Below are 11,360 nucleotides of genomic sequence, written 5' to 3' on the forward strand. Positions count from 1 at the left end.
TTTCGCAATTGAAAATGTATAGAATCTGCTTGGAAGATTATTACAAAAATGAAATAATAGCCTTAGAAAAAGCTTCAGTTTTATAAGTACCATTATGGTCTCCAGGAATGATCTTAAGTTTACTCTTTGGAATAGCCCTAGAAAGCGCAGCCGGATCGCCATTGTCTTTATCTTCATCACCTGCTACAACTAAAACTTTTGCCTTAATGACTTGAAGTTGTCGCTTGGTAGTAACTGATTGATGTTTTTGTTGCAAATGCAAACATTTTAAATCAGCTCCTATGGATTTGGCATATTCCACAGCTCCTTTGGTTTTTTCGGTCATTTTTCCGTCGAAAGCATCTCTAAAAATGGCCCTTCTATGCCAATTCGGATTCGTGAAATCAACACCCATTCCTCCTAAAACCGCTTTTTTTACACGGCGATCTTTAGTCAATAACTTTGCTAAGAGAATACTTCCTCTGGAATAACCAATCGCCCAATATTTGCTAATTTTTAATTCAACCATAAGAAACATCAAATCAATTACTTCTGCGTCTTGAGAGTATGCGTCGTCTTCATGAGGCTTGTCAGAATCGCCATTTCCACGAAGATCGGGCACAATAACCCGATATCCTTTATCTAATAAATCTTTTTTTAGAACAGTATTATCCCAAGATTTTCGGGTGTTGATAAAGCCGTGAATTAGCAATATGGGTTTTCCTTCCCCTTCGTCGGTATAGGCAATTTTAGTATCATCAAAAGAGTTGAAGTATTTGGTTTGGGCAGAACTTGAAAAAATGTAAAAAAATAAAAAAATTGCTATCAACTTAATTTTCATAGGGTATTTGGGGTTTATAAGGAAGTATAAATAATTCCAGTAATTATAGCGATTCCAAAACTAATTAAGGTACCAATCAAAATATATTCCGTTAACTTTCGACTATTACTTTCCTTTAAATCATTAAAACGGAAAACAGACTTTGCAGTAATCAAAAGACCGATAGCGCCCCACTGATCGAGAATTATAAATGCCAATACAAATAGGCGCTCAATAATGCCAATATACTTCCCTGCGTTTGGCAGAGACTCATGATCCATTTCTAGTTGATCAGACATCTTTTCCAATAGCTTACTCATGATAATCGCAGCAGGAAAGGTTACAAATACAACTGCGGTTACCAAGTTCCAATCTAATAACGTTAATAATTCTTGTGTATGTACCCATAAATTATCAAAGTAGGCGCAGCAATACAAAACTATGATATGAAGTACCTGATCTATAAAAAAAGGAATGCTCTTATTCTCGAAGAATCGGTTTACATGGAGTTTGAGCAAATCAATGATATAATGAGATACTAAAATAACTAATACGATTTTCCAGTAGCTGAAATCCCAAAGCAATAGTAAGGTGGCCGCTGCATGAATCAATACATGAAAATAGAGGTACTTTGATTTCGCCTTTTTTTCTTCTTTATGAAGTACCCATTTATTGGGTTGCAATAAGAAATCACCAATTAAGTGTGCTAAAAACAGTTTTGTGAACAAGATCATGGTTTCATTCTTTTAACAGTTTGGGGATAATATTCTAATAATTTTAATACCAAATCTAAATTTGCTCTTTTCTGCCTTTGGCTTATCGCCGATTGTTGAACATGCAATTGTTTTGCAATTTCTTGTTGTGACAATTTTGGATTTGCCAGTGCTATAGCAATGATTTCTGCAGAAACAGACGTCCATTCATCCATAAAATCTAAAGCAAGCCTTATCATTAAGTTGAGACTTTGATCTTCCTTCCTATTTCCGGTAGCGATAGCAAGGTTCAATTTTTCTTCTTTCAAAGTCTCAAAAGTGCGTCCTGAACGTTGGTATGCTGTACCATTAGATTCGCTTACGCTGGAGCTCTGAAAATTCTCGGAACCTACACCAATTGCCATTCGAACATCTAAATCTTTAACGGACTTGATCGCTGCTTTTATTTGTAAAGCCGCCCATAATGCTTTCTTAGGAGCTACTTTGAGTTGAAATTCATCACCTCTATAAATTTCCCATTTTACGGGAGTTTCACCCCATTTTGAGAGTTGTTTTTTAAGTATATCAATCCATTCAGAAGCCTTATGTTCTTCTGAATTAATAATATCTCCTGTAATAATTGCTATCATAAAATATAAGCTAAAACGCTAATATATGAATATATTAGCTAATTCGATAATAATTAATAAATATAAGCTAATTAACTTATAAATAGATATTATAAGCGAATTCGCTTATATTTTAAAACCATCTACGAACTAAAGTGCAGTATTGTTTGTATTCTTTGCCAAATAATTTTGATAACATATCCTCTTCTGGAGCTATTTGAAAAGTATTCATATAAGCAACAAAACCAGCTGCTAGCAGTACATTGAAAGCATTGCCTAGCCACAATCCCCAAGCGAGAAGCATTAATAAAAGTCCCAAATACATAGGGTTTCTAGAGAATTGATAAATTCCCGAAGTGACTAATTTTGAAGCTTTTGAAGGCCTAGTTGGATCAACTGTAGTTTTAGATTTAAAAAACTGAAGCAGTGAAATAATACCAATTGTTCCAGCAATCACAAATAAAACGTACATCAGATACCTTCTTCCAAAGAAATCAAAATAACCTACTGGAAGAAATCGTGCTAATACATACATCAACCCTCCAAAGACAATAAAAACTAGAACAGGCGGTACTTTCAGTTGCATAGAAAATATTTATAGCTCCTAAAATTACTACTTTTGAACTCAGTTTTACACTCTGAACTTAAAATACATGAAACTAGTTTTTGCAACTCACAACCAAAATAAGTTTAATGAAGTAAAAGTACTGCTTCCCCCTTCTATAAAGCTAGTATCACTTACTGATATTGGTTGTCATGATGAAATACCAGAAACTGCCGAAACTTTAGAAGGCAATGCTCAAATCAAAGCAGATTTTGTGACAAAAAACTACAGTCTGCCCTGTTTTGCAGATGATACCGGGTTGCTTGTAGATGTCTTAAACGGAGCTCCTGGAGTCTATTCTGCACGTTATGCCGGTGAACAGAAAAACGCCAATGACAATATGAATAAACTGCTATCTGAATTAGAAGGCAAAAACTCACGTTCAGCTCGTTTTGAAACGGTCATTGCTTTAAATTTAAAAGATCTCCACATCTGCTTCACTGGTATTGCAAAAGGAGAAATTATTGAGACCAAAAGTGGACAAAAGGGATTTGGTTATGATCCTATATTTCAACCTGAGGGCTACAATAAAACCTTTGCAGAACTTCCTTTAGAGATAAAGAATAAAATCAGTCACAGAGGCAAAGCCATCCGACAATTAGTGACATTTCTAAAAGAACATCCATATAAATAAAATTAAAGTATCTTTGCCGCTTCAATTAATGCCGCTAGTATAGCATGTGTTGCGCCGAGTCTAATAGGTTATATCGATAATCGCTCTATGCAACAGACATATTTGCGATTAACGTAAAACATATTATGACAAAATTTGAAGCACTAGGGCTTGATAAGTCCCTATTAGATGCTATTGCCGATTTGGGATTTGAAAATCCCTCGGAAGTACAAGAAAAAGCAATTCCAATTTTATTAGAAACTGAAACCGATTTGGTCGCACTCGCCCAAACTGGCACCGGAAAGACGGCAGCTTTTGGTTTTCCAATAATTCAAAAAATAGACAGTAATAGTAGAACTACACAAGGATTGATCCTCTCTCCTACTCGTGAGCTTTGTCTGCAGATTACCAATGAACTCAAACTGTATTCCAAGTATGAGAAAAATATAAGTACTGTAGCCATCTATGGTGGTGCTAGTATTACTGACCAAGCACGTCAAATCAAGCGAGGTGCACAGATTATTGTTGCTACCCCCGGTCGTATGAAAGATATGATCAATCGTCGTTTGGTTGATATTTCAAAAATCGATTATTGTGTCTTAGACGAGGCTGATGAAATGTTGAACATGGGCTTTTTCGAGGATATTAAAGATATTTTATCCAACACTCCTGAAGATAAATCTACATGGTTATTTTCTGCAACCATGCCCAAAGAGGTTTCTCAAATCGCCAAAAAGTTCATGCATAGTCCGCAAGAAATTACTGTTGGAACTAAGAATGCAGGCACTTCAAACGTTCAACATGAGTTTTATGTAGTTGGTGGTAGAGATCGTTACCCTGCATTGAAGCGATTAGCAGATACAAATCCTGATATATTTTCAGTAATCTTTTGCAGAACAAAACGTGACACCCAAAAAGTAGCCGAAAAGCTAATTGAAGACGGATATAGCGCTGGAGCACTACACGGAGATTTAAGTCAAAACCAAAGAGATTTGGTAATGAACTCTTTCCGCAAGAAGCAGATTCAAATGCTAGTTGCTACCGATGTAGCAGCTCGTGGAATTGATGTAGATGATATTACGCATGTAATAAACTATCAACTTCCTGATGAGATTGAAACCTATACGCACCGAAGTGGTCGTACAGGAAGAGCGGGTAAATCAGGTATTTCTATGGTTATCGTTACACGCAGTGAAATGCGTAAAATAAAATCAATAGAAAATAAGATTCAACAGAAGTTCATTTCCAAAAAGATTCCAACAGGAATGGAAATATGCGAGATTCAGTTGTATCACTTAGCCAATAAGATTAAGGATACAGAAATTAATGATGATGTTGAAAATTATCTACCAGCTATCAATGATGTCTTAAAGGATGTTGATCGCGAAGAATTGATTAAAAAAATAGTTTCTGTAGAGTTTTCTCGTTTTTATAACTATTACAACAAAACTAGAGATTTAAACTCCCCCGATTCAGGAGATCGTGGAAGAGATAGAGATCGCCGAGGAGGTGATGCACCGAGTTCAGGCTCCGTTCGTTACTTTATAAATGTCGGAGAAAAAGACGGTTATGATTGGATGTCTTTGAAGGATTTTCTGAGAGAAACAGTTGGTTTAGGTAAAGATGATGTCTTTAAGGTTGATGTAAAGGATAGTTTTTCTTTCTTTAATACAGATGCTGAAGTTACTGAGAAGATTTTAGCCACTTTCACAGATCTTAAAGTTGAAGGAAGGTTCGTTAATGTTGAAGTTTCAAAAAACCCAGGTGGCGGCGGTGGTCGAAGAGATCGCAATAGAGGGAGCCGAAGCGGCGGCGGTCGCAGAGATCGTAATAGCAGTGGAAGCGGCCGAGACAGAAGCAAGAAAAGAGACCGTAGCTACGGTAAGAGTGAAAATTCTGGAAACAGAAGAAGTAAGCGCAAAAAAAATGACTTCTTTTAGTTAATTGTATATTAAAAAATACGCTTCGGCGTATTTTTTTGTTTTGTTTAGTATCTTTAAAATTGGATTTTAGATTAATGCAGAAAAACCTACTCCTTCTTATTTTATTTTTTGGTTTCTTCGGATTCTCGCAAGAGGATGAGAAAAATAACGAAACCCGTGAGTTCAAAGCCGTGGTCGTCAATGCGCAAACGGATGATGCTATGGAAAGTGTGCACGTGGTAAACTTAAATCAAGTAATAGGAACTATTACTAACAAAAAAGGAGAATTTTCAATTACTGCGACGGTTAACGATACCCTCTATTTTTCTTTCTTAGGTTATAAATCGCAAAAGATTCGAGTTACAAATGACATGTTCAAGTTTGAAGATACCAAAGTGGCACTAACTGAACTAGCATATGCCCTTGAAGAAGTTATAGTAAGACCCTATCAATTAACAGGCTATCTTGAGATTGATGTTAAAAATTTACCCATTAATAGTGGATATCAATATAGCATTTCTGGACTTTCAGTCGGATATGAAGCAGGTAATAAAAACCCAAGCGCTGTGACCAAAGTACTTGGGGCAATTCTTAATCCTGCAGATTTATTACGGAATCTCTTTGGAAAGAAACCTGCGCAAATGCGCAAGTTAAGACAAGTAAAAGAGGATGATGAGATTCGAAACCTTTTGGCATCTAAATTTGATCGAGAAACACTCACAGAATTATTGCAACTGGAAAAAATGGATATTGACGATATTCTAACCAATTGTAGTTATTCAAAATCGTTCATCAAAACCGCAAATGACCTTCAAATTCTTGATGCAATAAGTGGCTGTTACGAAGACTACAAAGTCTTAAATAGAAACAAAAAGAGCAAATAAAATTCTTAATAGAATACCCATCTTGTTGTTGTTTTTGTCAATTACTCTGATTATCAGCACTTCGGAACTAACAAACTTCTTCAGAAATAAATTTCCAAATTACGACTTCATTTTATAGCTTTAAAGAAAATAGATTCAAATGAAGAAAGGGCTGTTAGTCATTACCGTTTTATCACTTCTACTTTCCTGTAAGGAACAACAAAAAGCCCCAATAAAAGAGGATATCGCAAAGAAGGAAATCATCAAAGAACCCAAGAAACAAGTGCCTTTTGTTTGGGAGGGAGCCAATATTTACTTTTTACTGACAGATAGATTTCACAATGGTAATATAAAGAATGATACCACTTTAAATCGAACTAATCCAACAGGAGTCTTACGCGGTTTTATGGGCGGAGATATTGCCGGAATCACAGAAAAGATCAATGAGGGTTATTTTACCGAACTCGGCGTAAATGCCATATGGTTTACTCCTGTAGTAGAACAAATTCATGGTGACACTGATGAAAGCACAGGAAATACTTATGGGTATCATGGGTATTGGGCAAAAGATTGGACGGCCTTAGATCCTAATTTTGGAACTAAAGAAGATCTAGAAACTATGGTAAAGACTGCGCATTCAAAGGGCATTCGTGTTCTGATGGACGTCGTCTTAAACCATACGGGGCCAGTTACAGATGAAGACCCAGTTTGGCCAACTGAATGGGTTCGAACTGACCCCACTTGTCAATTTAGCACTTACGAAAACACAACAAGCTGCACGCTTGTAGATAATTTACCTGATATTCTAACCGAATCAGATGATGCTGTGGAGCTCCCAGATGCTTTATTAGCAAAATGGAAAGCTGAAGGAAGATTAAGCAATGAATTGGATGAATTAGCCGTCTTCTTTGAACGCACAGGATATTCAAGAAGTCCAAGGGCGTACATCATAAAGTGGCTCACAGATTATGTAAAAGATTTAGGTATTGATGGTTATCGCGTAGATACGGTGAAACATGCTGATGAAAAAGCTTGGGCAGAATTATATAAAGAGGCTTCATATGCTTTTGAGACATGGAAAAAGAAAAATTCAGACAAAGTTTTAGATGACACTCCTTTTTATATGGTGGGAGAGGTTTACAACTACGGAATCTCTAGTGGAAGGGAATTTGATTTTGGTGATAAGAAAGTAGATTACTTTGATTATGGATTTAATGGTTTGATCAATTTCGAATTAAAATATGATGCTAAAAACGATTATGAAACTATTTTTAAAAAATACAATTCGCTATTAAACAGTGAATTTAAGGGAAAAGGTTTTGTTAACTATCTAACATCTCATGATGATGGGCAACCTTTTGACAAGGACAGGACAAAATCTATTAAAACTGCCAATGTACTGTTATTAACACCTGGAACATCACAAATTTATTACGGTGATGAAAGTGCCCGTGATTTGACTATAGAAGGTACAGAAGGTGATGCCACCCTACGTTCGTATATGAATTGGGATGATATTGAAAATATAGATAGCACTAAAACTATTCTAACCCACTGGCGAAAGTTGGGTAAGTTCAGAAATAATCATCCCGCTATAGGTGCTGGAAAGCATAAGCAATTAGGCAAAAAGCCTTATGTATTCAGTAGAACTTATGCTAAGGATGACTTCAAAGATAAAGTTGTGGTGGGATTAGATTTACCAAAAGGAAAAAAGTCACTTTGGGTAAAAGGATTTTTTGGAGATGGAACCAAACTCTATGACACTTATTCTGAAACAGAAGTGATCGTTAAAAAAGGAAAAGTCATTCTTGAAAACGATTATAACATTGCGCTCCTAGAACTGGTTGAATAGTTCATTGATTTATGCTTGAGAGTGCAAGGCTATTCGATTGCCTTCCGTATCTTTTATTAAGGCCATAAAACCGTGTCCTTCCCCAATTTGGGTTTTGGGTTGTATGACTTCCCCACTGGCTCCTGCTACCCTACTCAATTCCGTATCTACATCTTTGCATGAAAAATAAAGCAACGGACCATCAGTCAAACTTGGTTTGTACATTTCATGTCGTACCAAAGAACCTGTGGCACCTGATTTTTCGGGGTCGTTGGGAAACCATCCCATTTGTAAAGCGCCAAATTCATGAACGCTAATAGTTATATTAAAAACCGATTCGTAAAAAGCTTTTGCCCGATTCATATCATTTACCGGAATCTCAAACCATCCTACCATAAATATTATTTTTCTAAAACTTCTTTAAGGCTAGCCATTCCTTCTTCAAAATCAGGCCCTACCATCGCATCCATACTTTTAAATAAAGAAATTATGTTCATGGGAAATTTATTATTCCCAGAAAAACCCCAAGTCACTTTAGTGCTGCTAACTCCAGTATCTTCAACTTTCATGTAGCAATCTGACGTTGATTTAAACGGTTTTAAAAAGCGTAATTCTGAATCTATACGCTCACCATCTAAAATTTTTTTGATTTCCTGTTCACCTTCCCCAACATCTTTATTACCATTCCAATAGCTAACGCAACCCACTTCACCATCGGTTCCGGTAAATTTCTTTTCCATGTTAGGGTCTTTTTTGGCCCAAGGTGACCATTCATCCATGTTTTTTAAGGACCGTAAGTAATTAAAAACTTCCCTTTTGGGTTTAGCTATCTCAACAGACCGCGAAACATTATACGTTTTAGGAGCAATGAGGGATAAAATAAGTACAAGAAAAACTATCCCCGCTAGGATGTAAAGTAGTGTATACATTTGTTTATCAATTGATTGGTTGTCCTTAAATGTAGTAAAAAAAATTATTCAGATGCTTTGTACCGTGTTAAAATATCATCGATGCTTTTGATACTTTTTTTGGTCCAATCCAAACGCTTTTCCAGTTTTTCATCAGAAGTCAAACCCCAGTCTAGATTGGTATTTCTCAACTTCGTAACTAAATCTTGTAATATGATGGCAGCCGAAACAGAAATATTCAAACTCTCTGTAAAACCATGCATTCCAATTTTAAGATAACCATCTGCTTCATTCAAAACGGTTTCACTGAGTCCATCTTTTTCTGTACCGAAAAACAAGGCAGTCTTTCCATCAATTTCAAAATCAGGTAATAGACAATCTTTAGTATGCGGTGTAGTCGCTATTATTTTATAACCCTGTTTTCGTAGTTTTTCGATGCACTTATCAGAATCGGGATAACTGTACACATCAACCCATTTTTCGGCACCCATGGCAATTTCCTTATCCAATACTTTTGCATTTTTGTTTTCAATTACATGGGCTTCCTGAATTCCGAAAACTTCACAACTTCGTATGACCGCACTAGTATTATGCTTTTGATATACATCTTCGATAGCAACGGTAATATATTTTGTACGCTCCTCAAGAACCTCTAAAAATCGCTCTTTGCGCTCCTCAGAAATAAAATCCTCTAGGTAGATCAAAAGTTGCTGGTCAATCATCTTTCGAATATAATCAAAATGGCTATTTTTAAACAAATGAAGAAAAAAATAGTAGTACTTACTGGTGCAGGAGTTAGTGCGGAAAGTGGTATCAACACCTTTCGTGATGCAGGTGGGTTATGGGAAGGACACGATGTTATGGAGGTAGCTTCCCCGCAAGGCTTTGCAAAGAATCCAGAACTAGTATTGGATTTTTATAACCAGAGGCGAAAACAGCTATTCGAAGTAGACCCAAATCCCGGACATCAATCTCTAGTAAAACTTGAAGAACATTTTGATGTTCGTATTGTTACTCAGAATGTAGATGATTTACATGAACGCGCCGGAAGCTCACAAGTACTTCATTTGCATGGAGAACTTCTAAAAGTGCGAAGTACAAAAAATGAAAATGAAGTGTTGAGATGGAAAAAAGACTTAAACCTAGGTGATACTTGTTCGAATGGCCATCAGTTGCGACCACATATCGTTTGGTTTGGAGAGCAAGTTCCTTTACTTGATGAAGCTATCAAGATTACTGAGACAGCAGATATTCTAATAATAATCGGAACCTCAATGCAAGTATATCCAGCGGCAAGCCTTATCAATTTTGTTTCCCCAAAAACTCCTATTTATTTCGTTGACCCAAAACCAAGTGTAAATACCTTGCAGTACAAGAACCTAAGTATTCTCGAAGAAACTGCGGTAAAGGGAGTGCCTACTTTGGTTGCTGATTTAATTGATACAAAGCCCTAGTTTGTTGAACCCATGCGACTATTGCCTTTCGCTGCTCATCAGTCAATTTGGCCTCTTGATGAGTCCAAGTATATTCTTTTAATGGCATTTCTCTTCCTTCCACTTCTTCAGCGAGTTCCTCAAGTTTATGGTCTTTTTTCTTTATATTATAGGTCTCCCAATCCGAAAAATTAAGATGTTTTTTACCATCCTTGATATGGTCTGATAACCAATATGAAATTGGTGCTACATTGTTATACCACGGATATTCTGTATTGTTGCTATGACAATCATAACAGGTCTGTTTTAAAATGGCTCTGATATCAGAAGGAGGGTTAGTTTCGGTTAAGAATTTTGCAGTATGTTCACCTTGAGCTTGATTTTTTTCGGGTCTATAAAATTGCATCGCAATAAAGACAAGCAAAAGAGCAAGCGCTACTTTTTTTACTATTTTCATATTCAAAATTTGAGGGATGTCTAAAGTACAATTTTTATGAATAAAGCACAATTGCTTGAAGCATTGAACTGTGTTAATCATTCGCGAGAAAAGCGAATGGAAATGGCTATGCTCATATCTAAAAATACACATTTGGTGAAACCTCTGCTCGAAATAGCCTTTGAAGATAAAAACCCTATCTCATCAAAAGCATGTTGGGTAATGGAATTTACAGCTAAGGAGAACCTTCCTTATTTATTTCCCCACATGAATCAATTTACAAAAGCAATCAGTTTACTTAGGTTAGATTCATCTGTACGACCTATGGCTAAAATATGCGAGTATTTAATAACTGGCTATTTTCAAAAAAAAGATGATAAAGTTAGAAAAGCCCTAAAGGAAGTACATCTCGAAGAAATCACAAGCGCTTGTTTTGATTGGCTCATCGGAGATCACAAAGTCGCTACGCAGGCTTATTCTATGACTTGTTTATTGCTGCTAGGCAGAAAATTTGATTGGATTCACCCTGAACTCAAAATGATTCTAGAGCAGAATTATGCCTTTGGCAGTGCAGCATATAAAGCAAGAGCGAGAATAACCTTGAAAAAGATAAAGGTTTAATTAGCAGTT

Annotated in this window: 14 protein-coding genes; 6 read left to right on the forward strand and 8 right to left on the reverse strand. The window is 36.2% G+C overall.

Annotated elements, in window-relative coordinates:
* Positions 1-40: 40 nt before the first annotated feature.
* From ACKWCD_RS04430 to ACKWCD_RS04445, 4 genes are all read right to left on the reverse strand, one after another.
* The gene (locus ACKWCD_RS04430; protein WP_413982724.1) at positions 41-820 is read right to left on the reverse strand and encodes an alpha/beta fold hydrolase; all 780 of its coding nucleotides are present in this window, start codon (positions 818-820) and stop codon (positions 41-43) included.
* 14 nt (positions 821-834) lie between these two features.
* Positions 835-1,533, reverse strand: coding sequence for a DUF3307 domain-containing protein (locus ACKWCD_RS04435; RefSeq protein ID WP_413982725.1), 699 nt, complete (start codon positions 1,531-1,533; stop codon positions 835-837).
* Entirely contained in the window at positions 1,530-2,141 is a 612-nt protein-coding gene (locus ACKWCD_RS04440; RefSeq protein ID WP_413982726.1) for a SatD family protein, read from the reverse strand. Before ACKWCD_RS04440 ends, ACKWCD_RS04435 begins: the two co-directional genes overlap by 4 nt.
* A gap of 112 nt (positions 2,142-2,253) precedes the next feature.
* Positions 2,254-2,706 (reverse strand): methyltransferase family protein, encoded by a 453-nt coding sequence (locus ACKWCD_RS04445; RefSeq protein ID WP_413982727.1) that lies wholly within the window; start codon positions 2,704-2,706, stop codon positions 2,254-2,256.
* Positions 2,707-2,773: 67 nt separating this feature from the next.
* Between ACKWCD_RS04445 and ACKWCD_RS04450 the strand changes: the two genes are divergently transcribed.
* The 4 genes from ACKWCD_RS04450 to ACKWCD_RS04465 all read left to right on the forward strand — a co-directional run bounded on the left by ACKWCD_RS04450 (position 2,774) and on the right by ACKWCD_RS04465 (position 7,974).
* Entirely contained in the window at positions 2,774-3,358 is a 585-nt protein-coding gene (locus tag ACKWCD_RS04450) for a non-canonical purine NTP diphosphatase (protein ID WP_413982728.1), read from the forward strand.
* A 125-nt stretch (positions 3,359-3,483) separates the two neighbouring features.
* Entirely contained in the window at positions 3,484-5,277 is a 1,794-nt protein-coding gene (locus ACKWCD_RS04455) for a DEAD/DEAH box helicase (RefSeq protein ID WP_413982729.1), read from the forward strand.
* A gap of 77 nt (positions 5,278-5,354) precedes the next feature.
* Positions 5,355-6,143, forward strand: coding sequence for a carboxypeptidase-like regulatory domain-containing protein (locus tag ACKWCD_RS04460; protein WP_413982730.1), 789 nt, complete (start codon positions 5,355-5,357; stop codon positions 6,141-6,143).
* 139 nt (positions 6,144-6,282) lie between these two features.
* Entirely contained in the window at positions 6,283-7,974 is a 1,692-nt protein-coding gene (locus ACKWCD_RS04465) for an alpha-amylase family glycosyl hydrolase (RefSeq protein WP_413982731.1), read from the forward strand.
* Between the two features lie 9 nt (positions 7,975-7,983).
* Here ACKWCD_RS04465 and ACKWCD_RS04470 read toward each other — a convergent pair whose 3' ends face one another.
* From ACKWCD_RS04470 to ACKWCD_RS04480, 3 genes are read right to left on the reverse strand one after another with little or no spacing between them, the layout of a single operon-like run.
* Positions 7,984-8,349, reverse strand: a complete 366-nt coding sequence (locus tag ACKWCD_RS04470; protein WP_413982732.1) for a VOC family protein — start codon at positions 8,347-8,349, stop codon at positions 7,984-7,986.
* A 5-nt stretch (positions 8,350-8,354) separates the two neighbouring features.
* A complete protein-coding gene (locus tag ACKWCD_RS04475; protein ID WP_413982733.1) occupies positions 8,355-8,882 on the reverse strand; it encodes an SRPBCC family protein in 528 nt (175 codons plus the stop codon).
* Positions 8,883-8,926: 44 nt separating this feature from the next.
* Positions 8,927-9,583 carry a TrmH family RNA methyltransferase gene (locus tag ACKWCD_RS04480; protein ID WP_413982734.1) on the reverse strand — a complete coding sequence of 219 codons (657 nt, stop codon included), beginning with the start codon at positions 9,581-9,583 and terminating at the stop codon, positions 8,927-8,929.
* Positions 9,584-9,619: 36 nt separating this feature from the next.
* Here ACKWCD_RS04480 and ACKWCD_RS04485 point away from each other — a divergent pair, with 36 nt between their 5' ends.
* Positions 9,620-10,315, forward strand: a complete 696-nt coding sequence (locus tag ACKWCD_RS04485; RefSeq protein ID WP_413982735.1) for an SIR2 family NAD-dependent protein deacylase — start codon at positions 9,620-9,622, stop codon at positions 10,313-10,315.
* Here ACKWCD_RS04485 and ACKWCD_RS04490 read toward each other — a convergent pair.
* Positions 10,278-10,751 carry a heme-binding domain-containing protein gene (locus ACKWCD_RS04490; protein ID WP_413982736.1) on the reverse strand — a complete coding sequence of 158 codons (474 nt, stop codon included), beginning with the start codon at positions 10,749-10,751 and terminating at the stop codon, positions 10,278-10,280. The two genes, ACKWCD_RS04485 and ACKWCD_RS04490, sit on opposite strands and share 38 nt — an antisense overlap.
* Before the next feature lie 36 nt (positions 10,752-10,787).
* Here ACKWCD_RS04490 and ACKWCD_RS04495 point away from each other — a divergent pair, with 36 nt between their 5' ends.
* Positions 10,788-11,351 carry an adenylosuccinate lyase gene (locus tag ACKWCD_RS04495; protein ID WP_413982737.1) on the forward strand — a complete coding sequence of 188 codons (564 nt, stop codon included), beginning with the start codon at positions 10,788-10,790 and terminating at the stop codon, positions 11,349-11,351.
* Positions 11,352-11,360: the final 9 nt, after the last annotated feature.

This window comes from Maribacter taeanensis, from assembly GCF_047345145.1.
Taxonomy (GTDB): domain Bacteria; phylum Bacteroidota; class Bacteroidia; order Flavobacteriales; family Flavobacteriaceae; genus Maribacter_C.